The sequence below is a fragment of the Pedobacter sp. GW822-FHT03F06 genome (assembly GCF_058801365.1).
Genome location: NZ_JBXANE010000002.1, coordinates 336506 through 360080 on the forward strand (window position 1 = coordinate 336506; position 23575 = coordinate 360080).

Annotated in this window: 27 protein-coding genes; 9 read left to right on the top strand and 18 right to left on the bottom strand. The window is 37.4% G+C overall.

Translation table 11 applies throughout. From position 1 onward, the window contains the following. Positions 1-119: 119 nt before the first annotated feature. Positions 120-485, top strand: coding sequence for a YraN family protein (locus AC1RJ8_RS04040; RefSeq protein ID WP_492952626.1), 366 nt, complete (start codon positions 120-122; stop codon positions 483-485). Beyond that, complete coding sequence (locus tag AC1RJ8_RS04045; protein ID WP_492952627.1) at positions 463-1545, top strand: glutaminyl-peptide cyclotransferase; 1083 nt, start codon at positions 463-465, stop codon at positions 1543-1545. The genes AC1RJ8_RS04040 and AC1RJ8_RS04045 overlap by 23 nt, the downstream gene beginning before the upstream one ends. Before the next feature lie 90 nt (positions 1546-1635). On the opposite strand, the gene AC1RJ8_RS04050 is transcribed toward AC1RJ8_RS04045, so the two are convergent. The 3 genes from AC1RJ8_RS04050 to AC1RJ8_RS04060 all read right to left on the bottom strand — a co-directional run bounded on the left by AC1RJ8_RS04050 (position 1636) and on the right by AC1RJ8_RS04060 (position 3329). Further along, positions 1636-2166 carry a DUF4251 domain-containing protein gene (locus tag AC1RJ8_RS04050; protein WP_492952628.1) on the bottom strand — a complete coding sequence of 177 codons (531 nt, stop codon included), beginning with the start codon at positions 2164-2166 and terminating at the stop codon, positions 1636-1638. 96 nt (positions 2167-2262) lie between these two features. Further along, the gene (locus tag AC1RJ8_RS04055; RefSeq protein WP_492952629.1) at positions 2263-2898 is read right to left on the bottom strand and encodes a hypothetical protein; all 636 of its coding nucleotides are present in this window, start codon (positions 2896-2898) and stop codon (positions 2263-2265) included. Between the two features lie 92 nt (positions 2899-2990). Further along, entirely contained in the window at positions 2991-3329 is a 339-nt protein-coding gene (locus tag AC1RJ8_RS04060; RefSeq protein ID WP_492952630.1) for a TfoX/Sxy family protein, read from the bottom strand. Between the two features lie 101 nt (positions 3330-3430). Between AC1RJ8_RS04060 and rnhB the strand changes: the two genes are divergently transcribed. Further along, positions 3431-4039, top strand: a complete 609-nt coding sequence (rnhB, locus tag AC1RJ8_RS04065) for a ribonuclease HII (protein WP_492952631.1) — start codon at positions 3431-3433, stop codon at positions 4037-4039. Positions 4040-4061: 22 nt separating this feature from the next. Further along, a complete protein-coding gene (locus tag AC1RJ8_RS04070) occupies positions 4062-5264 on the top strand; it encodes a glycosyltransferase family 4 protein (protein ID WP_492952632.1) in 1203 nt (400 codons plus the stop codon). A gap of 12 nt (positions 5265-5276) precedes the next feature. Here AC1RJ8_RS04070 and AC1RJ8_RS04075 read toward each other — a convergent pair whose 3' ends face one another. Together AC1RJ8_RS04075 and AC1RJ8_RS04080 are read right to left on the bottom strand one after the other, a co-directional pair. Next, entirely contained in the window at positions 5277-5528 is a 252-nt protein-coding gene (locus AC1RJ8_RS04075) for a hypothetical protein (protein ID WP_492952633.1), read from the bottom strand. A 17-nt stretch (positions 5529-5545) separates the two neighbouring features. After that, complete coding sequence (locus AC1RJ8_RS04080) at positions 5546-6406, bottom strand: tetratricopeptide repeat protein (RefSeq protein ID WP_492952634.1); 861 nt, start codon at positions 6404-6406, stop codon at positions 5546-5548. Positions 6407-6713: 307 nt separating this feature from the next. Between AC1RJ8_RS04080 and gcvT the strand changes: the two genes are divergently transcribed. Both gcvT and AC1RJ8_RS04090 read left to right on the top strand, forming a co-directional pair. Further along, positions 6714-7793: a glycine cleavage system aminomethyltransferase GcvT gene (gene gcvT / locus AC1RJ8_RS04085; RefSeq protein WP_492952635.1), complete on the top strand. Its 1080-nt coding sequence runs from the start codon at positions 6714-6716 to the stop codon at positions 7791-7793. Positions 7794-7867: 74 nt separating this feature from the next. Then, a complete protein-coding gene (locus AC1RJ8_RS04090; RefSeq protein WP_492952636.1) occupies positions 7868-8587 on the top strand; it encodes a 2-phosphosulfolactate phosphatase in 720 nt (239 codons plus the stop codon). A 136-nt stretch (positions 8588-8723) separates the two neighbouring features. Here the strand turns inward: AC1RJ8_RS04090 and AC1RJ8_RS04095 are convergent, their stop codons facing one another. The 4 genes from AC1RJ8_RS04095 to gldB all read right to left on the bottom strand — a co-directional run bounded on the left by AC1RJ8_RS04095 (position 8724) and on the right by gldB (position 12746). After that, complete coding sequence (locus AC1RJ8_RS04095; protein ID WP_492952637.1) at positions 8724-9641, bottom strand: hypothetical protein; 918 nt, start codon at positions 9639-9641, stop codon at positions 8724-8726. Between the two features lie 73 nt (positions 9642-9714). Next, the gene (locus AC1RJ8_RS04100; protein WP_492952638.1) at positions 9715-10509 is read right to left on the bottom strand and encodes a M12 family metallopeptidase; all 795 of its coding nucleotides are present in this window, start codon (positions 10507-10509) and stop codon (positions 9715-9717) included. Positions 10510-10825: 316 nt separating this feature from the next. Then, positions 10826-11596: a patatin-like phospholipase family protein gene (locus tag AC1RJ8_RS04105; RefSeq protein ID WP_492952639.1), complete on the bottom strand. Its 771-nt coding sequence runs from the start codon at positions 11594-11596 to the stop codon at positions 10826-10828. A 115-nt stretch (positions 11597-11711) separates the two neighbouring features. Then, entirely contained in the window at positions 11712-12746 is a 1035-nt protein-coding gene (gldB, locus tag AC1RJ8_RS04110) for a gliding motility lipoprotein GldB (protein ID WP_492952640.1), read from the bottom strand. Positions 12747-12776: 30 nt separating this feature from the next. Between gldB and AC1RJ8_RS04115 the strand changes: the two genes are divergently transcribed. Together AC1RJ8_RS04115 and AC1RJ8_RS04120 are read left to right on the top strand one after the other, a co-directional pair. After that, on the top strand, positions 12777-13451 hold the full coding sequence (locus tag AC1RJ8_RS04115) for a porin family protein (RefSeq protein WP_492952641.1): 675 nt from the start codon (positions 12777-12779) through the stop codon (positions 13449-13451). Between the two features lie 63 nt (positions 13452-13514). Beyond that, positions 13515-15155, top strand: a complete 1641-nt coding sequence (locus AC1RJ8_RS04120; protein WP_492952642.1) for an NAD+ synthase — start codon at positions 13515-13517, stop codon at positions 15153-15155. A 90-nt stretch (positions 15156-15245) separates the two neighbouring features. Here AC1RJ8_RS04120 and AC1RJ8_RS04125 read toward each other — a convergent pair whose 3' ends face one another. The 8 genes from AC1RJ8_RS04125 to rsmI all read right to left on the bottom strand — a co-directional run bounded on the left by AC1RJ8_RS04125 (position 15246) and on the right by rsmI (position 21653). Then, positions 15246-15929, bottom strand: a complete 684-nt coding sequence (locus tag AC1RJ8_RS04125) for a hypothetical protein (protein WP_492952643.1) — start codon at positions 15927-15929, stop codon at positions 15246-15248. Positions 15930-16054: 125 nt separating this feature from the next. Then, positions 16055-16471, bottom strand: coding sequence for an OsmC family protein (locus tag AC1RJ8_RS04130; protein WP_086548955.1), 417 nt, complete (start codon positions 16469-16471; stop codon positions 16055-16057). A gap of 185 nt (positions 16472-16656) precedes the next feature. Continuing rightward, on the bottom strand, positions 16657-17406 hold the full coding sequence (locus tag AC1RJ8_RS04135) for a M57 family metalloprotease (RefSeq protein ID WP_492952644.1): 750 nt from the start codon (positions 17404-17406) through the stop codon (positions 16657-16659). Positions 17407-17546: 140 nt separating this feature from the next. Beyond that, positions 17547-18053: a signal peptidase II gene (lspA, locus tag AC1RJ8_RS04140; RefSeq protein WP_492952645.1), complete on the bottom strand. Its 507-nt coding sequence runs from the start codon at positions 18051-18053 to the stop codon at positions 17547-17549. Between the two features lie 7 nt (positions 18054-18060). Beyond that, the gene (locus tag AC1RJ8_RS04145; RefSeq protein WP_492952646.1) at positions 18061-18522 is read right to left on the bottom strand and encodes a DinB family protein; all 462 of its coding nucleotides are present in this window, start codon (positions 18520-18522) and stop codon (positions 18061-18063) included. After that, positions 18515-20143 carry an apolipoprotein N-acyltransferase gene (lnt, locus tag AC1RJ8_RS04150; protein ID WP_492952647.1) on the bottom strand — a complete coding sequence of 543 codons (1629 nt, stop codon included), beginning with the start codon at positions 20141-20143 and terminating at the stop codon, positions 18515-18517. Before lnt ends, AC1RJ8_RS04145 begins: the two co-directional genes overlap by 8 nt. 104 nt (positions 20144-20247) lie before the next feature. Continuing rightward, positions 20248-20901, bottom strand: a complete 654-nt coding sequence (locus tag AC1RJ8_RS04155) for a PH domain-containing protein (protein WP_492952648.1) — start codon at positions 20899-20901, stop codon at positions 20248-20250. Positions 20902-20939: 38 nt separating this feature from the next. After that, positions 20940-21653, bottom strand: coding sequence for a 16S rRNA (cytidine(1402)-2'-O)-methyltransferase (rsmI, locus tag AC1RJ8_RS04160; protein ID WP_057931335.1), 714 nt, complete (start codon positions 21651-21653; stop codon positions 20940-20942). A 98-nt stretch (positions 21654-21751) separates the two neighbouring features. Here rsmI and serS point away from each other — a divergent pair, with 98 nt between their 5' ends. Beyond that, positions 21752-23023, top strand: coding sequence for a serine--tRNA ligase (gene serS / locus AC1RJ8_RS04165; protein WP_492952649.1), 1272 nt, complete (start codon positions 21752-21754; stop codon positions 23021-23023). 198 nt (positions 23024-23221) lie between these two features. Here the strand turns inward: serS and AC1RJ8_RS04170 are convergent, their stop codons facing one another. Further along, positions 23222-23536, bottom strand: coding sequence for a seryl-tRNA synthetase (locus AC1RJ8_RS04170; protein ID WP_029277363.1), 315 nt, complete (start codon positions 23534-23536; stop codon positions 23222-23224). Between the last annotated feature and the right edge of the window lie 39 nt (positions 23537-23575).

Sequence of the window (23575 nt, forward strand, 5' to 3'; positions counted from 1 at the left end):
ATCTACAAAGACAGATTTCTCGACTGCGTTGCACTCCGCTCGAAATGACGGCTTTTCAATCATGACGATCGTCCTAGATAAAGAAACTATAAAATTCATTCATTCAATAATTATTAGGGATGGCACTTCACAATGATTTAGGTAAAGAAGGAGAAAGTATTGCCAAACGGTATCTGGAAGATAAGGGATACGAGATTTTAGATGAAAACTGGACACATGGTAAAGCCGAGGTAGATCTAATCGTTTATAAAAACGGGATCATGATTTTTGTCGAAGTTAAATCCCGGAGCTCGGTTGCTTTTGGCGGGCCGGAAGAATTTGTACACAAAGCCAAGCAAATACAAATGGAATTGGCCGCTAATGCCTATATTGAATTAATGAACCATCAAAATGATATCCGTTTTGATATTATTGCAATTACATTTACAAAAAATAAAAATTATAATTTAAACCATATTGAAGATGCGTTTTGGCCTGAAGATTAACCCCATCAAAAGTTTTATATTTATCGGAATCGCGCTTGCATTCGTAAGTTCGTGTAAAGACAGTTCTACCACAACTTACCGTAGTTTTCTTTCTCCATTGACAGGTCTTAATGTGCCGTCAGGAAATGAATTTGAGGTTAAAGTGCAGTTTGGCGCTGAGCAAAAAGTAGATTCTGTAGTTTACTTAATTGATACGATTAAAGTCGTTTCAAAAACCGACACTTCGGCCATTAAACTTAAAACTGAAGGTTTAAAATTGGGTAACCATTTGGTAACAGCTAAGATATTTGGTGCCGGAAAATCTGAAGATTTAACCTCGAACATTAATGTTTTAGCAGCTCAGGCGCCAACGGAATATACCTATAAAGTGATCAAAACCTTGCCTCACGACACCTCTTCGTATGTGGAGGGCTTAGAATATCATGATGGCTTTTTCTACGAAAGTGCTGGCGATTATGGTCATTCCAGTTTACGTAAAGTGGATCCTTCTACAGGGAAAATCCTCCAGAAAGCGGATTTAGATAAACAGTATTTTGGTGAAGGCATAACCGTAATCGGAAACAAAATTATTCAGTTAACTTACCGCGAAAAAGTTGGCTTTGTATATGATAAAGCTACCTTTAAAAAACTAGCTGAATTTTCGTACACTATTGGCAGGGAAGGCTGGGGCCTGGCTTTTGATGGTGAGAAAGTATTGAATACCGATGGTTCGAACACCATCTTTTTCTTAAATAAAGATACTTATCAAAAAACCGGTTCGATTGATGTTTTTGATAATAAAGGGCCCATTCAAAATCTAAACGAACTGGAAATCATCGACGGTAAAATTTATGCAAATGTTTACACCACCAATGATATCCTGATTATTAACCCAGCAACCGGTGCTGTAGAAAGCAAGATCGATTTATCAGGCTTGTTGCCAACCGATTACTTTAAAACTGAAGATGCAAAGGCCAATAATGTGCTAAACGGTATCGCTTACGATAAAGCAACCAAAAGACTTTTTGTAGCCGGTAAAAAGTGGCCACATATTTTTCAGATCGAATTGGTTAAAAAGTAGTTTAATTTATCGATATGTCACATTGAGCTTGTCGAAATGCCTTAATATTAATTTAGATAGGCCCTTCGACAGGCTCAGGATGACAAACTTCTAATCCTTTTTCTTCGGCTCGTCTAAATAACCGTTAAAAATAATAGGTTGTTTATTCATGCTGCTCGCTGTTAATGAGGCATATCCATTAGTTGAGATGTTAATGGTAAACCGATAATTTTCTCTTTTCACATCCTTTGTATTGATCTGGATGGTGTACGATCCTTTTTTATTCTTCGATTCTGTGTAGGTAAAGTCTTTAGAGGTAAATTTAATGCCGCCTTGAGTAGGATCCATCGGAGCAGAGAACGATCTTCCATAATAAGGTAGGTAAGCAACAATACTGTCTTTGGTAACCTTAACATCGTACTGCGAACCCGTCAGGTTTATAGAACCACCACCTTGACTGCCTGGCATCATTGCTAATACTCTACTGATATCGTTGTTCGACATCGGCATGGCGGTATTGGCAACAAAAGTATAATTTTTATCCGCTACAATTTTTACTGTAGTTTCTTTATTGGTTTGGGCAAAAGATTGAAAACCGAGCAAAAGAAAGGCAAGGCTCAATATTAAATTTAAACATTTCATAATGTGTGTTTTAAATGTGTAACAATTTAAAGATGCACAGACTTGAAAGATTCCATAATAGTGCCAAAAATGGAAGGCAGCGTAAATTTAACGATTTTAGTTTTTATATAATGGATTTACTTTTTCCGAATAACTCGATTTGTATAAAGGATTACTTTTCTCCGTTGCAGAAGCCCCCATTGCGGTGAATTTATAGGTGCCCACAGGGAGGTTATTGAGTTCGATTTCTCCGATTTCGTTCGTAATTAAAGTAATTAAACTTCCACCAAGATTTTTACCGCCTTTTACAATTATCCCCCCGATTGGCGTGCCCGCTACCCGCGATTTTGGGTTAGTGGAAGGTACTAAAATGATAAATTTATAATTCCCTGCGCTGGCATTGTTAAATTCTATTTCGCCATTTTGGTTGGTCACTAGTGTAACCGTGTTATCTCCAGGGTTTTTGCCGCATTGTACCACAATTCCGCCAATAGGTTGCCCGGCCAAAAAACTTACTTCGCCTGTGGTTACATCCAGTTTGCCTTTAATGGATTTCATAATGCAAGGGAAATGCGATTCGGGGTAATTGAGTTTACAGTAATCACAATAATGCCCCTGAGGACTTGCAGTTTTTAGTTGTGCCGGAGCAGTTTCTTTAATTGGACTTGTTGGTGTAGCCGTTCTTTTAACCTGCGCAAAAACGGTAATTGAAATACATGACAGAAGTACTGCCATTGCAGCAAGTTTTTTCATAAAATTTGATTAGAAACACAAAATTAATCAAAAAATATGGCTCTTGCTAGTGTTTGAAGACGGGGCGATAGGACAATAGATTGTATATTTGATTATTTCTTTTTAGATGCTTTGGCAAAAGGATTGAAGGCCAGCGCGAGGTTAACCCAGAAATCAAGCTCATCATTCCGGCCCAAAACATCTTCTGATACCGAAATGTAGCCCTTCATTGGTCTACCGCCCATCACCATCTGCTGCCAGCCATCTTTATCTGATAAATTTTCTAAAGTATTCGGGTCGAGTCTCACCATCATGCTGTTCTTAGAAACACCAATACACATTTTGCCGTTTACCATAAAAATAAGTCCGCTAAACATTTCTTTTTCCTCTACATCTTGTAGATGCATTAAACGTTCGGCTACACGAAGGGCTAAGGTTTCGTTATATTTCATTAGCTTAGATCAGCGAGGTTATATTGTGGTTTAAAATTAATGTTTAAAAGATGTTGAACAAAATAATTTCCTTAGTATCTCTAATTCAGTAGATTTGTAACATGTTGTTAAACTGCTATCAGGAAGAATTATTAGAGGCCGGATGTGATGAAGCTGGAAGAGGTTGCCTCGCTGGTCCTGTTTTTGCAGCGGCGGTAATATTACCAAAAGGTTTTGTGTTAGAAGGATTAAATGACTCTAAGCAGTTATCGCATGAGCAAAGAGCCTCTCTGAGACCCATAATAGAACAGAAAGCTTTAGCCTGGGCAGTAGCTTCTTGTGATCATGAAGAAATCGACCGCATTAACATTTTAAATGCTTCTTTTTTAGCCATGCACAGGGCGATTGAAAAATTACATACTCAACCACAATACCTGGTAATTGATGGCAACCGATTCAAAACCTATCCGCAAATTCCACACAGCTGCATTGTTAAGGGCGATGGTAAGTATTTAAATATCGCCGCCGCTTCTATATTGGCGAAAACCCACCGTGATGAATATATGACCAATCTGCACGTCGATTTTCCGCATTACAATTGGCAACAGAATAAAGGATACCCAACTATTGCACACCGTAAGGCTGTAATAGAAATCGGCTTATCGCCTTTTCACCGCAGAACTTTTAATGTGAGCGACCCTCAGTTAGAACTGTTTTCAAAAAACGCCTAAAATTTCGTATTTTCACAACATTGTGAAAATTCTGTTGATTACTAAGCGGGTTCCCTTTCCGCCAAATAGTGGTTATCCTATCGTGGTTTATAATACCATAAAAGGTTTGCTGCAGCTTGGCGCAGATATTACTTTGTTTAGCCTCAACCCCACAAAAGGACGGATTGATATCGAGGATATCTACGATCCTATTTTTGAACAGATTAAATATCATACCTACGATTTAGATACCGATGTAAATGTATGGTCGGCTTTTTTTAATATTTTCACTAACGAATCGTACAATGTTTCCAGGTACTATAGCGAAGATGCTGCCCGGCAGTTAGAAAATCTCCTACGAGAAAATGTGTTCGATATTATTCAGTTTGAGGGGCTTTTTGTTGTTCCTTATCTGGATGTGGTTAAGGCAAATAGCAATGCAAAGCTCATTTATAGGGCACACAATATCGAATTTACCCTTTGGGAACGTCTTTCTCATTCAGAAAAGTTTTTAATCAGGCGTAAATACCTGGCTTTTTTGGCTCAGCGGCTTAAAGCGTATGAAACCGATCAGATTAACCGTTTCCACCATATTTTTGCCATTTCGGAGCCCGACCGCCAAAGTATATTAATGTTCGGCTGCGAAATTCCAATGTCGGTTTTTCCCGTTGCCATCGATTTAGAAAAATATAAAGTAGATAAAAGTAAAACCAGTTTTCCTACACTTTTTCATTTGGGTGCAATGGATTGGCGTCCAAATCAGGAAGGACTAGAATGGTTTTTGGATGATATTTGGCCCGATATTGAAAAATTAAATAAAGACCTTCGTTTTTATATCGCAGGAAAAAACATGCAGAAACATTTCTTCGAATACGACTCAGAAAATCTGATTGTAGAAGGAGAAGTTTTCGATGCGGTAGAGTTTATGAATTCCAAAGCAATTATGATTGTTCCTTTAATTTCTGGCACAGGGATGAGGGTAAAGATTATTGAAGGCATGGCTATGAAAAAATGCATTATTGCCACCACTACTGCCGCAGAAGGAATTAACTGCAGGCATGGGCACGATATTTTAATTGCCGATTCTGCAGATGAATTTTACCGATCGATTTTACAGTGTATCATTAACCCTAAAAGATGGGTAGAGATAGGAGAGAACGCCCGCAAAACAGTAGAAAACGACCATGGTGTTCATTTAATCTCCAGTAAAATGCTGAAGATTTACGAAGAATTGGTGCGTGTATAATAGGTCGTGAACTTATCGGCTCAGACCCCTTTCTCTTACAAATTCATTAAAATATTTTTGTTCAATTTTCTCTTCAGCGGATAAATCTTCAAAGTTCATATCAGACATACCGATCGGAGAATAAAATTTCCATTTCCATATAGGGCGATGTTTGATGAACAACTCTTTATCCCCAAACTCATCGTGAACATAAACACCACAGAAAAATCTAAAAATAATAGAGATTCCAGTAAAGGAAATAAAAAATATGATTTTGCTTTTCATCGCTAAGAGTCTTCGGCTTAAACACAATGTTTGTTTATTTTATCTTTAGCATAATCTGCGCCAAATTCTAGTGCTTTATTCCAGTTATGGCAAGCAAGCTCTTTATTTTTTAAGTTAAGCATTGTGTTACCGAGATTATAATAAGCGCTTTGTTTATCTTCTGAATCTGTATGATCAAAAGAGAGGATTTTTTCATAATCAGCAATAGCACCTTGATAATCTCCATTTTCATCCTTTAATCCTCCTCTATTAAGCAGTGCGGCTGTAAAATCTGGAGCTATTGTGATTGCACTATTGTAATCTCCTAGTGCAGCTTTCCATCTATATAATTCATTTTTTACAATTGCTCTTGAGTAAAGAGAATCAACTTTCCTCGGGTTTATATTTAAAGTTAACGACCAATTGATAATCGAACCGCTTAAATCACCATTTTCATAACATACCAGCGCTTTGTCGAAATAAAAGCTTTCTTTTTCGCTTGATAGATCAGGAAAACTTTGCTCGTTAGGGTCGTACAAGCCACCATAAGCATCAAGTTTAGCGTCGAATTCGTAACCTCTTTTGTACATATCGATTACCCAGTAAAGAAGGTTTTCTGAGGTAATTGGGATTTCATTAGTTTCTCCGCTAATTTCCGATAAGCCTTCATAACTGTTTATTTCTGATAGGGTGTATGGGTAATGCGATTTTATGAAATCACCTAGATTGATAAGGTTTTCCTTTTTGTCAGAAATAAAGGTAAAATCCATTTTAGTATAACTATTTTCCTTAACTCCACTTTTTAACATATTTGTGTGTACATCCCTTGCTCCTGTTACTTCGTTTTGGAAGTTGTCTGCAAAGTTTTTCCAGGTGAAATAACTATTAATTTTTTTCATATGCTTTTATTTATATCCAAGTGATTGGTGTGTAAATTATAACTATTTATTTGATATTAGTGTTAAGTTTTAATGAAAGTTAGTTGATGCTGTGTTATTTGAGGACAGATCTTTTAATAGATGCTGAAACAAGTTTAGCATGAAGGATGGATAGAAAAATCATCCAAAATCTCCTTAAATTAACCTCAAAATTTTGTCTTTTTCTTAGTACTTTTGCACCCCAAGAAGAATAACGAATAAAGCCGTCATAATTCACAGCATATCAGCTATACTGGCTTCATTATCATAAAAAAAATAAAATTTACGGATGAAAAACACCGCATTAACAGAAAAACACATCGCTTTAGGCGCTAAAATGGTTCCATTTGCAGGTTATAATATGCCTGTTACTTACGAAGGTATTAATGCCGAACATGCAACTGTTCGTAACGGTGTAGGTGTTTTTGATGTAAGCCACATGGGCGAATTTATTCTTAAGGGTGAAAACGCGTTAGATCTTATTCAACGTGTAACCAGTAACGATGCGTCCAAACTATATGATGGAAAAGTTCAGTATTCCTGCCTGCCAAATAAAGATGGTGGTATTGTAGATGACCTTTTGGTTTACAAAATAGATGATAAAACCTATATGTTGGTGGTTAACGCATCAAACATTGAAAAAGATTGGAACTGGATTCAACAATTCAATTCGAAAGATGTAGAAATGCACAATATTTCAGATCAAACCTCTCTTTTAGCCATTCAGGGCCCAAAAGCAGCAGATGCTTTACAAACATTAACTGATGTTGATTTGGCATCAATGGAGTATTACACTTTCGTTAAAGGTACCTTTGCTGGTGTTGATAACGTAGTTATTTCTGCAACAGGTTATACTGGTGCTGGTGGTTTCGAAATTTATTTCGAAAACCAATATGCTGATCAGATTTGGGATGCTATTTTTAAAGCAGGTGCACCATACAACATTCAGCCAATTGGCCTAGGTGCCCGCGATACTTTGCGTTTAGAAATGGGTTTCTGTTTATACGGAAATGATATTGATGATACGACCTCGCCTATTGAGGCTGGTTTAGGCTGGATTACTAAATTTTCTAAATCTTTTACCAATTCGGAGGCATTATTGGCACAAAAAGAAGCTGGTATTCAAAAGAAATTGGTTGGTTTCGAAATGATAGATCGTGGTATTCCACGTCATGATTATGAAATTGCCGATGCCGAAGGAAATATTATCGGTAAAGTAACTTCTGGTACCCAGGCACCTTCTTTGCAAAAAGCAATAGGTATGGGCTACATTACAAAAGACTTCACTAAAGAAGGAACTGAAGTTTTTATTTTAATCCGCAATACGCCAATTAAAGCTAAAGTGGTTAAGTTTCCTTTTTATAAATAGATAAAGTATTAAGTATCAAGTATCGAGATGGATTTGTCTTGATACTTGATACTCTAGTACTCGATACTCAACATATGTCAAAAAAAATAGAAGTTTGCTTAACTCCGGCCTTGATCGACTTATACGATATCGAGCAGAGTATTGTGGTCGTGATCGACATTTTAAGAGCCACTTCATCTATTACCTATGGGATAGATAATGGTGCTGAAGCGATTATTCCCGTAGCTCAGGTAGAAGATTGTTTAAACTATCGCGATAGCGGATTTTTATTGGCAGCAGAACGAAATGGAGAGGTAGTTGCAGGCTATGATTTCGGTAACTCGCCATTCTCCTATACCCATGAAAAAGTAAACGGAAAAACGGTCGTTTTAACTACTACCAATGGAACCAAGGCCTTACATTTGGCACAGAAAAGAGCCTATCAGGTTGTAATTGGATCTTTCCTGAATTTAGATGCGCTTTGCAGCTATTTGAAAAGCCAGGATAAAAATGTGCTTTTGCTCTGCGCGGGTTGGAAGGATCAGTTCAATTTAGAAGATACCCTTTTTGCTGGTGCTGTGGTAAATAATCTCCGTCAGAATTTCCAACATTTTGATGACTCTAGTGTGGCTGCAGAAGATTTGTATACCTTAGCAAAAGCAGATCTGAGGAAATATCTTCACAAATCATCACATAGCCATCGCCTGGCGCAGTTGAATATAGAAGAAGATGTTGTTTTCTGTTTGCAGTTAAATCTTTGCAAAACCATTCCGGTATTAGAAGGGGAGCGCTTGGTGGCCTTAAAAAACCTATAATATAGTCCTCGTTTATAACGAAGATTAGTGACAACCACATTTCTAAAGTGTTGCAATAATCTCTTATTGACGATAAAATCGTCATTTTCCTCCATCCTCGTTACAAACGAGGACGATGTACCGTAGCCTTAAAAAATTAAAAGCTAAAATTTAATCCCAGCAATACTGCATTTTTTCTAAAGCTGGCGCCATTAAATTGAGTTTCCTCTGTTGGTCGACTATTAAAATAAGCTTTATCTACACCAGAGTAAGTGTTGATGTTATTGATTTTATAGTCAACTTCTACCCGTAAACTTTTGTTCAGTGGTACAGCCAGATTGATATCGCCACTTAACGAAAAGGAATTTGCCTTATGCGTAAAGCTTACGGGTTTTGCAAAATCAGGTATTAAATTCCAGTTTGCTTTCGCCGAATAAGTATAAAAACCGCCTAAAACTGTAGCGGCTAGACTGAATTTCTGCATTTTAAAAACAAGTTCTGCTCCAAAATCGAATCCCTTATATCTTGCTACATACGTAGAGTTTAAGCCTTTGCTGTCAGGGTTATTTGCACTTTCTAACAGATGGAATTTTTGTTGATTATACGAAAGTCCAACAATTGGATTGATGTTAAAATTGCCAAATTTTAGCAGTTGGTAACTGAGCTGTAAATTGGCATCGTATAAATAACCTTTATCTGCGTTGAGCAGATCGAAATAAAAGGCACTTTGCCGGTTATCTTCTGCGTAATCGGTATCTTCCGCTTCGCCCTTGGTTATGCTGCTGTATTGGTTAGTGGCTTTAATGCTAAGCCGCTCAGTAATATTGTATTTAATGTCCAAGCCAAAACTAGGCCCTTTAAGATTTTTCCAGATTAGTTCTGATAATACATTCGGACTGGTTCCGGCCGCATTACCTGCAATAGACCAATCAAATCTTGATTGTTGAACGCCTGCATAAGGCTTTATCTCCCATTTATGGAGACTATCTTGTGCAGATGCAGTTTGGCAGAATAAAAGGAAGGTTAAGCAGGCTAAAAATGGTTTTACAAAGGAAATCCGCAAAGCGATCAGCATATCTGTTTTTATTTTATCACATCAAAATACACATAGTGGTTATTTAAAACCACTATGTGTAATAATTTATTTTCTAAAATGGATATACTGAAGCGATAAATGATTTATCAGTAGGTGATAATACGGTATTCCATCCCACCTCGAAATCACCGATGGTTAATTCATTTGGAACCGAATAGTGCATGATCGAATATTTATCATAAGCGCTATAATTGGTCTGTGTGGTACTGTATTTTGCAAATAAGTTATTGTCTACATCAGCCTGGGTCCAGTAATTTGGCGCTGCAGCATAATAGGCATAAACAGCAGGTTTATCCCAAGGAATAGCCACTAATGGATGTTGGTGCTCATGGATTAATCCTAATGCATGACCGAATTCGTGTATGACCACGCGGCTATATTCAGAATCTGCTGTAGTTGCAGTTAACCAACCATAGTTCATAGTCGCACCGGTGCTAGGCGTTGATTTTCCAATGTACGACCAAGATCCATCCCCACTTACAAAACTTACCCTGATTTTAGCGGTATTATCGTTTGTTACAAAATTGAATTTGATGTTGGCATATTGTTCCCAAGCCTTTGCATATTGAATTACTTTAGCTCTAATGGCTGCTGTGCTTCCATTTAAACTTACCTTAATTGTAGTTCCCGGAGTCCATTTAGTTGACTTTAGAACGGCACCTCTTGGGGTAGTTCCATCTAATGATCTTTCTGTACAGACCTGGATATTGCCAAGCGGATTAACAGCTGATATTTCTGGTTTTTCTAAATCTGCAGTTTCAGTTGGTCTTTCTTTTTTACATGCGAATAATACTGTAGTTAGCGCCAGGGCCGTTAATAGGGTTTTATTTAATTTTAAGAATTTCATGTTTAGGTTTTTTTTAGGTAAAATTAATGATCTGTATTTGACTTGGAAATCAAGTTAGAAGATCGTAAAAACAGGAATTCTTCTTCTTTGAAAAAGAATAATCAGGTTGAAAAACATAGATAGACATTTAGGTTAATTGCCTCTGCATTTGCAAAGTATAATCCTAAAGTAAAATAATATTATCTCAACACCAAGAGAATTGTAATATTTTTATTGCATAAGTGTATTTTTTACACTCATTTATTTGTTTAATATAAACTATTTTGTTGTAGTTTAAATATTACATATAGCGAGAATACACAAGTGAAGCCACTTGTTATTTTGTAATTAATTCAGAAATGGTTGGGCTGTTTTTAATCGTAATCAAGGCTTCTTCGTGTGCCAGCCAATAAATGTCTTCTGCACGTTTCATATCGAATGTACTAATGGCTCCTAAACCTTTTGGTTCGATTAATACGTTACAGAATTTTGCTTTTCTTTCCATATCGTGGTTGATAGACATTATACCGGCACGACCCATTAAATTGGTAATACCGGTAATTTTATCAACTGGCTTAAGGTGGTTGCAGGACGAGCCTATAATAAAATCGCAGTCATCCATTAAAGGTTCAACCGGAAAATTATTTAAAATGCCGCCATCCACATACATCTGGCCATCAATCATAATGGGTTTAAAAATACCAGGTATGCAGCTAGAGGCATGGATAGCCCTAATAAGCGGTCCTTTTGTAAAATAAACCAATCGGCCTTCGCTAAAATTTACAGCAGCAATGGTTAAAGGTATTTTTAGCTTCTCAATTGAATCTGCCGGAAAATATTCCTTTAAAATCAGAGAAGTGTTTTCGATATTGATTAAACCCAGAGAACCCACTGCAGGGCGTACGAAGCGCCAGAGTTTCGTTTTAAGAAAAATGTTTAAGCCTTCTTCCGGATCTATGCCAGCGGCAAAAAAGGCCCCAGCTATTGCTCCTGCACTTGTTCCGCTAATGTGACTAAAGGTTATGCCCAAATTGCTAAAGGCCTTTAAAACCCCTAAATGTGCTATTCCTCTAATGCCTCCACCTGATAATACAATGCCAACTTTCATAGGTTTAATTTGGATGATTACTTTATAAAGTTCAACTGATCGATTTTATTGCTTAATTGTTGTATTGTTTTACCTGCGGACTTAAACTGATAACTAAAAACTGCAAACTGATAAACTATCTCTGTTGTTTCGGTTTGTACTTCGATTGATTTAAAATTTTCTGTGCATCGTTATCTGCCATTAATTGTTGTAAAGTAACATCAGGGTGTTCTTTCATATATTTTCTTACAATTTGCCAACCCATCCATACACCCAATTTTGGTGCTGAATCTCTATTTTCACCTAAACCTGGTGTAAAAGGTCCTTCAGATAAAAATACCTGGATTTTTTGATAATCGGTTTCATACAGGTAATTGTTCTCCAAAAAATATGCCCAAATATCTCCTTCGAAATTTTGTGCCCAGCCTAATTGTTGTTGAGTATATCCGATTTTGGTAGAATCGCTTAAGCTTTCAGGTAAAACCTGATCTAAGAAATATAAAATCTTTCCCTGGAAGATCATTTTAGACAACAGGGTCCTGTTGTCATCAGGCTCTGCAAAAAGTTCTTCGTGGGCGTATGTTTCGGCCACACGGGGCACAATATATTCAGGTGTAAATCTTCTCGATAGGTATAAGGGCACACTTTGTACAATAGCCTTATAAAATTTGCTGTCTTTACCCAAAAACATATCCAAACCAATACCCAAATAGTTATCGCCTACTGGCATTTGGTATGCAAAACCTGAAGCAAAAGAAATAAATTTAGGAATCTTCGCTTTCGGATAATAGTATTTAATGTATTTAAAAGTTTCTGTCAATCCTTCTTCCTGTACTTTTAGGTTTGGAAAAACACTATCAACCTCTTTGCTTAAATCGGTATAAGCCTGGTCGCGGTACAAATTGGCCAACGATTCGGTGTTTGAGTATTTACTGTCCAGAATCCGGTGGATAAAATCGTCATAAAACACACCATATTTCACACCAAGCTGTTTATCTACCTCAATGACATTTTTGTTTTTTCCGGCAAATAGCTCGTTATCAAATCTTTCGATTTTAATGTTTACCTGTATATTACTTACATCTGGCCTGTTGCTTTGCCTACAGGAAATAAATGTGATGGCAAAAAGAAAAATTAGATAAATTTGCCAGTGTTTTACGTTATACATCATGTACAACAAATATATATAAACACCTATAGCATGAAAAGAATATCGACCATTTTAATTTTGTCTCTTTTAAGTATTGGCGCATGGGCGCAAAATTCTCCTTTAACCAGTTACGGTTTTAGGTTAGGTTTAACCGCTACCCCAACTTTTGGTTGGATTAAACCCGAGCAGGGAAAAACAGACGGAATAGCTTTGGGCTTTTCTTATGGATTAATTGGTGATTTTAATTTTGCCCCGAATTATAGTTTTTCTACGGCGCTAACCATCACTTCGATAAATGGTAAAAGTACAGAGGCGAATGTTCTGCCTTATTATAGCGCCAGTAGTAGCACTGCCCCGAAAGCTTACGATTTAAAATATAAACTACAATATGTAGACTTGCCTTTAACAATTAAACTAAAAACAGTTAAGGCTGATGGAAAACGTTGGTATGGTCAGTTTGGATTGTCTAATTCGATCAACATCAGCGCTAAACAAGATGCTGTAACAGGTGGGACGGTTGTTGGCGATAATCTAAACGTATCCGACAACATTAAACTTTACCGTGCCGGATTAATCATCGGTGGTGGCGGCGAATTTGATATTTCGGGCAATACCAGTATCGTAGCTGGTTTAACTTTTAACAACGGTTTTACTAATATTGTAACAGATAAAGCCAGGGATGTTAGAAATCATTATTTGGCACTTAATTTCGGTGTATTCTTTTAATCTAGATATTTGTCTTGATACTTGATACTCACTACTAGATACTCACTACTTGATACATTAAACATGAAAATAGCGCTGGCACAACTCAATTACCATATCGGGAACTTTGAGGCAAACACGAAAAAAATAACCGAAAATATTCGATTGGCGAAGGATAAAGGCGCTGATTTAGTTGTTTTTGCCGAGCTTGCTATCTGTGGCTATCCACCAAGAGATTTTTTGGAGTTTGATGAGTTTATTGTATTGTGTGAAACTGCTGCTCAGGAAATCGCCAAACATTGTACAGATATTGCCTGTATTGTGGGGCTACCTATTAAAAACGAAGTACTACAGGGAAAAGATCTGTTTAATGCAGCCTATTTTATCGAAGAAGGGAAAGTTAAAGCCGTGGTTAAAAAGGCACTTTTACCTACCTACGATGTATTTGATGAGTATCGTTATTTCGAACCTGCCACACAATTTAACTGTATCGATTTTAAAGGTAAAAAGATTGCTTTAACCATTTGTGAAGACCTTTGGAACATCAATGATAATCCATTGTATGTATCAAACCCCATGGATGAGTTGATTAAGGAGCAGCCAGATGTGATGATTAATATTGCGGCGTCGCCTTTCTCTTACACCCATGATGATGAACGCATTAAAGTATTGGGCGATAATGCAAAAAAGTATAACCTGCCTGTATTTTATGTAAACCAGGTTGGTGCGCAGACCGAAATTATTTTTGATGGTGGTTCTTTGGTCTTCGATGCTGATGGAGCCGTGAAAGCAGAGATGAAATATTTTGAAGAGGATCTTCAGGTTTTCGACCTGGAAGAGGTTGAAAATGTGCGTAATAAATATCCCCAATCGGAAAGATTGACCGATATTGAGCAGATTCACGATGCGTTGATTTTAGGCATAAAAGATTATTTTAAAAAATCTGGCTTCAGCAAAGCCGTTTTGGGCTTATCTGGCGGGATCGATTCTGCTGTGGTTTGTGCCTTGGCTTGTCGCGCGTTAGGCCCAGAGCATGTTATGGCCGTTTTAATGCCTTCTAAATTCTCTTCCGACCACTCTGTTCAAGATGCTTTAGATTTGGTTAACAATATTGGCTGTATGCACGAAATTGTGCCAATTAAAGAAGTTGCAGAAGCTTTTGATCATATACTGGCGCCGGCTTTTAAAGGGCTACCGTTCAATCTTGCTGAAGAAAATGTGCAGGCCCGTATCCGTGGCATTATTAATATGGCCATGAGCAATAAGTTTGGTTATATTTTATTGAATACTTCGAACAAAAGCGAGTGTGCTGTTGGTTATGGCACTTTATACGGAGATATGTGTGGTGCTATTGGCGTAATAGGCGATGTATACAAAATGCAGGTTTTTGAGCTGGCAAGGTACATTAATAAAGAAAGGGAAATTATTCCGATCAATACCATTGTTAAACCACCATCTGCAGAGTTGAGGCCCGATCAAAAAGATTCTGATTCATTGCCTGAATACGAAATTCTCGATAAAATATTATATCAGCACATCGAAAAGAAACAGGGTTCTAAAGCCATTATTGCGCAAGGTTTTGATGAGGCATTGGTGCTGCGGATTTTGAAAATGGTAAACATTGCAGAATTTAAACGCTATCAAACACCACCTATTTTAAGGGTATCGCCAAAAGCATTTGGTATGGGTAGAAGAATGCCTATTGTAGGGAAATATATGGCTTAGCTTGTTGGAAGTTGAAAGGTTGTAATGTTGGAAGGTTTGGAAAATTAAATTGTTTTAACTGTGAATCGAAAACTGTCAACCGAAAACTATTTAATTGGCCTCTAGTCTGGCTAGTGCTAGCTTCTTTATGTCAGCTTCAGAATCGAAATTAGCAATATGGGTTAAGTTAGCCTGATTATCCAATTTGCCAACGGCAAGTTTTCTTACTTCTTTGTCCTGGTCAAAACAGGCAATGTGAAATAAATTTGCTTGATTATTTAAGTTACCAATTGCAAGTTTCCTCACTGCTACATTGGTATCAAAACAGGCAATGTGAAATAAGTTAGCCTGATTGTTCAGTTTGCCAACTGCAAGTTTTCTCACATCTGCATTAGTATCAAAACTAGCAATGTGAAATAAGCTTGCCTGATTATTTAGGTTTGCAACTGCAAGCTTTTTCACTGCGACATCGGTATCAAAACTGGCAATATGAAATAAGTATTCTTGATTATTTAGTTTGCTAACGGCAAGCTTCCTTACTGCTGTGTCTGTATCGAAACTAACAATATGAAATAGATTTGCTTCGTTATTTAACCTGCTAACAGCGAGTTTTCTTACCGCCACATCAGTGTCAAAACTGGCAATATGAAATAAATCGTCTTCAGAGGATGTATTGTTGATATTGGGGCCTTCAGTAACAGCAACTGTGCTAAATGTTTTTTCCTTTTTACTGCTAAAAGAGACGCAACTGCTTAAGAATAAAACAGTGCTTAAGAATAGGAGAGATTTTTTCATGTTAACTTAGCTTGTAAAGCTAAGTTATACAATTAATTTTATATTGTAATAAACAACGAATAAGTAGTCATGCCGAAGTACGAAGGCCCTGTTTTAGGGGCGAGATACTTCAGCATGATAATAGGCTATGCTAAGGTTGCATCAACAGTAATCGTTGTGTTTAATAATTTAGAGATTGGGCAGTTTTTCTCTGCATCTGCTACCAATTCATCAAACTTTTCTTGTGTTAAATTAGGCACAGAAGCGGTTAGGGTTAAGTGTGATTCTACAATTTCACCTTTAGATGGATCCAGGTTGATTTCGCATTTAGTTTCCAATTTATCCGCTGTAAATCCTGCTTCAGTTAAGTTAGCAGATAATTTCATGGTAAAACAGCCTGCATGCGCAGCAGCGATTAATTCCTCTGGATTTGTGCCAACACCTTCTGCAAAGCGAGAATTAAAAGAATATTGAGTATTATTTAAAGTGGTACTTTGTGTAGTGATGTTACCATTACCTTCTTTAATAGAACCTTGCCATACGGCTGTTGCATTTCTTTTCATGATTGGATTTTATTTTTAGATTGTTTAACAGCTAAAGATAAAAATATGTTTGTTTAATGGTGGTAATTCTTTGTTAAGAAATCCTTGTTAAAATCATTTCTAAATCTTATTTCAAAAAAGAAGCTGCTTCAAAGAAACAGCTTCCATTGCATTACGATCTTTTTAGGTTATTTATCTGATTTTAATTATAAAGGGTACAATACTGCAGTAGCCTGCTTGTCTTTTGCTGACAAAACTGTAGCACCACTTCCACATTGTCCGCCGTTCATTAATGATAATGCGTCGGTTCCTCCAACTCCAGGGACATTAATGGTTGTAGATTGGTTGGTGTGCTTAAATGAAATGGTATGTCCAAATTCATGTGTTATGGTTCTTTGTCGCTGTGCAAAAGAATTGTTCTGGATCAGGTTCTGGTTAATCCAAACTGTATTGCCAGCTTTGCCATTAGACGTTGATAAATAGGCCTGCCCACAGGTAGAACTTCCTATTGTATTATCTACTTTAATTAGAATGTCATAAATAGTGCCTGTTGTAATCACAAATTTGATTTTAGAATTAGGCACTGTATTCCATTGGTTAATTGCAGAATTGATTTCACTGATCATCCCGTTTATAGAAGGGTCAACTTTAACGCGAATATTAGTGCTATTGGTTACAATATTTCCGTTGTAATACTGTTCGGTTATCGGTTTCCCATTATCAGCAGGAACTTCCATGGTTTTGCTAAATACGATATCGCCGTCTACAACGTAATTATTGCCACTTTCTACAATCTGTGCATCTGTAAATCCAAGATTTTTGATGTAAGCAAGAACTTTTTGGTTTTGAACGGTTTCGTTTTCCGGTTCAGTCGTGATCTCATTTTTCTTCGAGCACGAGATCACTACTACTGAGAGCAATGCAATCAGCACAGTTTTTGTTAATAGGTTTTTCATAGTTTAGGTTTTTGGTTTAGATCGTAATATGCTGCAATTGAGTATTACATGAATAAATATAATACAAAAAATACAAAAGTGTATTTTTAATACATGTTTTTTTGTATTTTTAATTAGCGGTCATCAACCTGGCTTTTTGCCTAATCTATTTGTTGTTTTAGCCTATTACTTCTAATCGACTGGAAAAGCAATATACCTACACCAATCATGATCGAAATATCAGCAAAATTGAAAACACCCGTTTGGAAGATATAAAAATCCATATGCATAAAATCGGTAACCGATCCGTGTACAATCCGATCGTATAGGTTGCCAATCCCGCCACCTATCAGAAAACACAAAGCAATTTGCATGCTCATTGGTAAATTGCGTTTGGCAAAGAGGAAATATAACCCGTAACCCAAGAACAGTAAGGGTAAGCCTGTTAAAATAATAAGCCTAAAAATATAGGGCATGTTATCGCCAAGGCTTAAAAATGCCCCGCTGTTTTCTACTTTGGTTAAGGTAAAACGGTCTTTGATAACGCTGATATGTTCGTAATCGCTAATCTCGGTACGCACAATTTTTTTGGAAATCTGATCGCATCCAAAGTTTAAAGTTAATAACAAGAGCAATACCGACCAGCGGAGGTTTTTTATTTTTTGCATAATTTTTTTATCTGATAATATCGGCATCAATCGGTATATAGCCTAAATGCCTGCTTAAAGACATGATTTGCCCTTTGTGATGAAACTCGTGGGTAATAACATGGGTAAACAACTTTAATGGATTTATTTTTAAAATCTCTCCATTCCTGTCTAATTCAACTTCCTGCAGCTCATTTCCTTTAAATTTTTCGATAAATAAGCCAATATACTCATCTACCTGATTAAAATAGGTTTGGCAGTGATGTAGGGTCTGATAGTTTTCGAAAGGTAAAAACTCTTGTTCAATGCCTAAGGCTTTTTCACCGATCCACGCGCAATAGGTTTGACAAATATGAACCAACAAGTTTCTGATAGAGCCTCTGCCGAATGAACTGTTGTTAGTTAAGAAATCGTGCTCGGAAATACTCCCTATATAAGCTAAAAGGGTATTTCTTGATGATAAAATGAAATCGTATTGTTGTTTAAACATGGCTTGGTTTCTTGATCCATTTTCTAAACGGAATAATCAAGGCTAAGATAATCGCTAAAACACTCAATATTTTTGCAATAATATCGCCGCTTTTTACATAAAAGGTAATCTCGTCGTTTAGGTTAATGTTGGCCTTTATTGCAGTTCTCGTCCACCATTTGGTGCTTTGTGTTACGTCGCCACGTTGATTGATGAAGCAAGAAATGCCTGTATTTGCAGAGCGGGCCACATCGCGGTGGGTTTCAATTGCCCTAAGTTTGGCGTACATCATGTGCTGGTCTTTGCCTGAGGTATTTCCCCACCAGCCATCATTAGTGATAATAGCAATAAATTGTGCCCCATCTTTAACCGATTGTGCAACCCATTCGCCCCATAGGCTTTCATAACAAATAACAGGGGCAGCGCCAATTCCACTTTGCGCATAAAGTACTCCCGGTTTTTCCTGCCAGCCCCATCCGCCAACAGCTCCGCCCAGTTGTGCGAAAACCCCATCTAAAAATGAAAACACTTTAGGGAAAGGCATTTTTTCTACCCCTGGTACCAGTTTGGATTTATGGTAAAACTGCACATTTGCTGAGTTTTCAACCTGCATGGCCGTGTTAAAATTATCCCAATACTGGTTGCTTTGCGGATCGTACTTTGCCGAAAGTGTTTTTTTGGTCTGGTAGATTTTTATGCTTTCAATTCCGGTAATCAGTGTTCCGTTTTTGTATTTGCTTAAAAAACTTTGGAGGGTATAAAAATCAGGGTTAGATCTGATGCGATCTTCGTCGGCACGACTCGGTATTGCTGTTTCTGGCCAGATAAAATATTCGGTATTGCTTTGCCCAACCGAATCGGAAAGGTGTGTTAAAATTTTGAGCTGTTCAGAAACTGGTATGCTTTCCAGTTTTTGGTAGGGATCGATATTCGGTTGAACCACCACCACATTGCTTGGTGTCCCTTTCTGTTCGGCAGTAAAGTATTTGGTTAATGAAATGCCGATGGGAATAATCACTATCAAAGTCCAGATTCCAGCGGTTCTAAATCTTAAATAACCCGTTTGTGATTTAAATTTCTTGTAGGCTTCAAAAGCTAGGATATTGCTCACTAAAATCCACAATGAACCTCCGTAAACGCCAGTATAATCATACCATTGCGCCAGCTGATGCATCCCTGCTAAACCATTACCTAAAGTCATCCAAGGGAAGGCTAAATCCCAGGTTTGCTGCAAATATTCTAAAGCGATATAAAAGGCAATTAAGCCCAGGTACGCGATCTTTTTATTTACGTATTTGCCCAATCGATAGTATAACCAAAAAGCAAAAGTCATTAAAAGCGCACCTAATCCATAAGGAATTAAAGAAACTGGGAGGGCTACTGCCGGACCATTATACGCACTTATAGCATTGTACACCCAATAAATTGATGCCGTATTCCAAACTAAAAAAGTTAAGCCTGCGGTCAAGAAAATTCTTTTTCCCTGTTTTTTTTCAGCATTACCTGAAATAGAATTGAGCGCAATGAACAAAGGCACCAGGCCAATTAACAATAAGGGTGTGGTAAAAGGCATTGGTGGCCAGGCTAGCCAAAGTAAAAATGCACTTAAGAGGGCGAGGAGGTAAGTTTGTTTCTTGTTCATTTTAAGTGCTGGCGCAATATTGTCATCCTGAGCCTGTCGAAGGGGTAATTAATTATAATCTGGCGTTTCGACAAGCTCAACGTGACAACTTGAGGGGATTAGTTTTACAAACTATCTAAAATATTTGCTTTTTTAGCTTCGTATTCTTCCTGAGTAATCAGGTGTTTATCGTACAAAGTTTTAAGCTTGCGTAATTTTAATGTGGTTTCGTCTTCTGGCTCTTCAACTACTTCAGCAATCTGAATAACGGGTTGAACGGGTTCTGGAGTTGGTTCGTAAGCAGGAATTTCGGCAATGGGCTGAGCATTTAAATTGATTGGAGAAGCCGTTGCACGGTTTTCTTCCAGTTTTTGCTGACGGAGCATTTCCTTATACTCATCCAATTGCTGGTTTGCAGCCTGGTGCAATTTACGTGCCTGTACTTTCGGAATAAATTCGGTTACGATATTTTCGCCATGTTGTGGTACACAGATAAATTTAGAACCAAAAAATTCTTCCTTAAACGAAACCTCTTTAATGCTTTTCCACGAAATATCTTTGAAATTCATGGTTAAACCTAAATTACCTGGCTCGCAATAAAAAATACGCTTGTTCGAAATTGCAATACTATCTGGCAACAAGTTTACCGCTGGTTTTTTCTGTACAGCTAAGTATAAAAGTTCTTCACCTGTGGTTAAAAGGTCGTTTAATTTTCCAATAACTTTTTCAACCGCTTTTGGGTCTTGCTCGTCACTCAGAAATCTATCTATGCTAATCATAATGTTTTTAAAATTGGTATGTTGTTTATTTTCTGATGCTAATCTTCAGCATCTTCATATTTGTTTTTGCTTTTAATGTTGGGTTTCCCCGCTATGCAAATTACAAATTCTCCTTTTAAAGTATTGTTTTCAAAATGTGATTTTATTTCTACTAAAGTTCCGCGTACGGTTTCTTCGAACATTTTGGTCAACTCTCTACTTACCGATGCCTGCCTGTCGGCGCCCAGATATTGTGCAAACTCCTCTAAAGTTTTTAATAAACGGTGCGGACTTTCATAAAGTATAATGGTGCGGTCTTCTTCGGCCAATTTTTTGAACTTGGTTTGTCTCCCTTTTTTTACCGGTAAAAACCCTTCGAAACAAAAGGCATCGGCAGGTAAGCCCGAGTTAACCAGGGCAGGTACAAAAGCTGTTGCTCCTGGTAAACACTCTACGGCAATATCATTTTTAATGGCTTCGCGTACCAGGAAAAAACCCGGATCGGAAATGGCAGGTGTTCCGGCGTCAGATATCAGCGCTATTTTCTGACCTTCATTTAGAAACTTAATAATCTCTGAAGTGGCCTTATGTTCGTTGTGCTGGTGGTGCGAGAAAACTCTTTTATCGATGCCAAAATGTTTGAGCATCGGAGCGCTGGTACGGGTATCTTCAGCGAGGATTAAATCGCATTCTTTTAATATACGGATCGCCCTAAAGGTCATATCCTCCAAATTGCCTATTGGCGTTGGTACGAGAAATAGTTTGCCATCCATATTTCGGTTTGCAGTTTACAGTTAACGGTTTACAGTTTTTTCCAAACTCCTTACCCCAAACTCCAAACTCTTGCTATCTTTGCTTAAAAAATTAAATAATGCTGCAAGTTAACTATATCCGCGAAAATAGAGAGAAAGTTTTAGAACGTTTGAGTATCCGTAATTTTAAACAACCAGAACTGGTAGATGAAATCATTAAAATTGATGAGGACCGCCGTTCTACACAAACTTCCCTGGATAATATTTCTGCTGAGGCGAATGCAGCTGCCAAACAAATTGGCGATTTAATGCGTACGGGTAAAAAAGAAGAAGCCGAAGCGATTAAGCTCCAAACGGCTTCTCATAAAGAAAATATCAAAAATTTGAGCGATAAATTGAATGAGTTGGAAGCCACTCAACATAATTTAATTGTTCAATTGCCTAATTTGCCATACCATTTGGTAAAACCAGGATCTACAGCAGAAGAAAATGAAGTTGTTTTAACGCATGGAGCGCCTGCTAAATTACCAAATAAGGCTTTGCCGCACTGGGAATTGGCTGCGAAATATGATATTATCGATTTCGAATTGGGTGTAAAAATTACTGGCGCTGGTTTTCCGGTTTATAAAGGAAAAGGAGCAAAGTTACAACGTGCCTTGATTAATTTCTTTTTAGATCATGCTACTGAAGCAGGTTATAAAGAAATGCAGGTACCTCATTTGGTTAATGCGGCCTCGGGTTTTGGCACCGGACAGTTACCGGATAAAGAAGGACAGATGTATCATTCAACTGTTGATGATTTATATTTAATTCCAACAGCCGAAGTTCCGGTAACCAATTTATACCGTGATGTAATTGTTAAGGAAGAAGATCTTCCAATTAAAAATACCGCTTATACGCCTTGTTTCCGTAGAGAAGCGGGCTCATATGGAGCACACGTACGTGGTTTAAACCGTTTACACCAATTTGATAAGGTTGAAGTGGTGCAGATTACGCATCCTGATAAATCTTACGAAACCTTAGAAGACATGAGCCAATATGTTCAGTCTTTATTAAAGGAGTTGGGCTTACATTACCGTGTGTTACGTTTATGCGGTGGCGATATGGGCTTTACTTCTGCCATGACTTACGATATGGAGGTTTGGAGTGCCGCGCAAGAGCGCTGGTTAGAAGTTTCTTCTGTATCAAATTTCGAAACTTATCAGAGTAACCGTTTAAAATTACGCTTTAAAGGAAAAGAAGGGAAGGCACAACTGGCGCACTCATTAAATGGAAGCGCATTGGCATTACCGCGTATTGTGGCATCTATTTTAGAAAACTACCAGACCGAAAACGGAATTAAAATTCCGGAGGCTTTAGTGAAATATACTGGTTTTGATATTATTGATTAGTCTTAGATAAATCGTCATTGCGAGGTACGAAGCAATCTTAATGCGCTAGAACAATGATGAAGCATCAAATTAAGAATTTTATAAAGGGTGAGATTGCTTCGTCGTTCCTTCTCGCAATGACGATATTTCTCATAAAAAAAGCTTTGCATTGCTGCAAAGCTTTTTGTTTTTATATAGATAGATGTGATGCGGTATTGATTATAAAATCAGGATCAACAATAAAATGATGATAATGATTGCACCAACTGAAAGATAAACACCACCAGAAACTGCGCGGGCCTGACCTTTTAATTCTCTTAACTCGCTACGTAAAGCTTTACGTTCTGCTCTTGTTAAGTTCGATTTATCCATGTCTCTGATCTCTTCAACACGGGTTTTAATTCTTTCCAATTTCACTGCTTGTTCGGCAGTTAATTCTGTTGGGTTTTTCGCAGGTTTATCAGCTGCCTGAGCTGAATTAAAACTAATGCCTAAAGAGAAAACCAAGGCTAACGTGTAGATGAATTTTTTCATAATATCTAATTTTTTAGTGTTCAACCACTACGTAACAAA

What these genes read in the sequence shown, in the direction of transcription:
- AC1RJ8_RS04090 (WP_492952636.1), top strand. Translation starts at nt 7,868, where the DNA reads ATGTCAAAAAAAATAGAAGTTTGCTTAACTCCGGCCTTGATCGACTTA.
- AC1RJ8_RS04100 (WP_492952638.1), bottom strand. Translation starts at nt 10,509, where the DNA reads ATGAAATTCTTAAAATTAAATAAAACCCTATTAACGGCCCTGGCGCTA.
- AC1RJ8_RS04040 (WP_492952626.1), top strand. Translation starts at nt 120, where the DNA reads ATGGCACTTCACAATGATTTAGGTAAAGAAGGAGAAAGTATTGCCAAA.
- AC1RJ8_RS04130 (WP_086548955.1), bottom strand. Translation starts at nt 16,471, where the DNA reads ATGAAAAGAAATGCAACAGCCGTATGGCAAGGTTCTATTAAAGAAGGT.
- lnt (WP_492952647.1), bottom strand. Translation starts at nt 20,143, where the DNA reads ATGAACAAGAAACAAACTTACCTCCTCGCCCTCTTAAGTGCATTTTTA.
- AC1RJ8_RS04045 (WP_492952627.1), top strand. Translation starts at nt 463, where the DNA reads ATGCGTTTTGGCCTGAAGATTAACCCCATCAAAAGTTTTATATTTATC.
- AC1RJ8_RS04125 (WP_492952643.1), bottom strand. Translation starts at nt 15,929, where the DNA reads ATGAAAAAATCTCTCCTATTCTTAAGCACTGTTTTATTCTTAAGCAGT.
- AC1RJ8_RS04095 (WP_492952637.1), bottom strand. Translation starts at nt 9,641, where the DNA reads ATGCTGATCGCTTTGCGGATTTCCTTTGTAAAACCATTTTTAGCCTGC.
- AC1RJ8_RS04115 (WP_492952641.1), top strand. Translation starts at nt 12,777, where the DNA reads ATGAAAAGAATATCGACCATTTTAATTTTGTCTCTTTTAAGTATTGGC.
- AC1RJ8_RS04075 (WP_492952633.1), bottom strand. Translation starts at nt 5,528, where the DNA reads ATGAAAAGCAAAATCATATTTTTTATTTCCTTTACTGGAATCTCTATT.
- serS (WP_492952649.1), top strand. Translation starts at nt 21,752, where the DNA reads ATGCTGCAAGTTAACTATATCCGCGAAAATAGAGAGAAAGTTTTAGAA.
- AC1RJ8_RS04080 (WP_492952634.1), bottom strand. Translation starts at nt 6,406, where the DNA reads ATGAAAAAAATTAATAGTTATTTCACCTGGAAAAACTTTGCAGACAAC.
- AC1RJ8_RS04105 (WP_492952639.1), bottom strand. Translation starts at nt 11,596, where the DNA reads ATGAAAGTTGGCATTGTATTATCAGGTGGAGGCATTAGAGGAATAGCA.
- lspA (WP_492952645.1), bottom strand. Translation starts at nt 18,053, where the DNA reads ATGCAAAAAATAAAAAACCTCCGCTGGTCGGTATTGCTCTTGTTATTA.
- AC1RJ8_RS04145 (WP_492952646.1), bottom strand. Translation starts at nt 18,522, where the DNA reads ATGTTTAAACAACAATACGATTTCATTTTATCATCAAGAAATACCCTT.
- gldB (WP_492952640.1), bottom strand. Translation starts at nt 12,746, where the DNA reads ATGATGTATAACGTAAAACACTGGCAAATTTATCTAATTTTTCTTTTT.
- gcvT (WP_492952635.1), top strand. Translation starts at nt 6,714, where the DNA reads ATGAAAAACACCGCATTAACAGAAAAACACATCGCTTTAGGCGCTAAA.
- AC1RJ8_RS04055 (WP_492952629.1), bottom strand. Translation starts at nt 2,898, where the DNA reads ATGAAAAAACTTGCTGCAATGGCAGTACTTCTGTCATGTATTTCAATT.
- AC1RJ8_RS04120 (WP_492952642.1), top strand. Translation starts at nt 13,515, where the DNA reads ATGAAAATAGCGCTGGCACAACTCAATTACCATATCGGGAACTTTGAG.
- AC1RJ8_RS04155 (WP_492952648.1), bottom strand. Translation starts at nt 20,901, where the DNA reads ATGATTAGCATAGATAGATTTCTGAGTGACGAGCAAGACCCAAAAGCG.
- AC1RJ8_RS04060 (WP_492952630.1), bottom strand. Translation starts at nt 3,329, where the DNA reads ATGAAATATAACGAAACCTTAGCCCTTCGTGTAGCCGAACGTTTAATG.
- AC1RJ8_RS04170 (WP_029277363.1), bottom strand. Translation starts at nt 23,536, where the DNA reads ATGAAAAAATTCATCTACACGTTAGCCTTGGTTTTCTCTTTAGGCATT.
- rsmI (WP_057931335.1), bottom strand. Translation starts at nt 21,653, where the DNA reads ATGGATGGCAAACTATTTCTCGTACCAACGCCAATAGGCAATTTGGAG.
- AC1RJ8_RS04050 (WP_492952628.1), bottom strand. Translation starts at nt 2,166, where the DNA reads ATGAAATGTTTAAATTTAATATTGAGCCTTGCCTTTCTTTTGCTCGGT.
- AC1RJ8_RS04135 (WP_492952644.1), bottom strand. Translation starts at nt 17,406, where the DNA reads ATGAAAAACCTATTAACAAAAACTGTGCTGATTGCATTGCTCTCAGTA.
- rnhB (WP_492952631.1), top strand. Translation starts at nt 3,431, where the DNA reads ATGTTGTTAAACTGCTATCAGGAAGAATTATTAGAGGCCGGATGTGAT.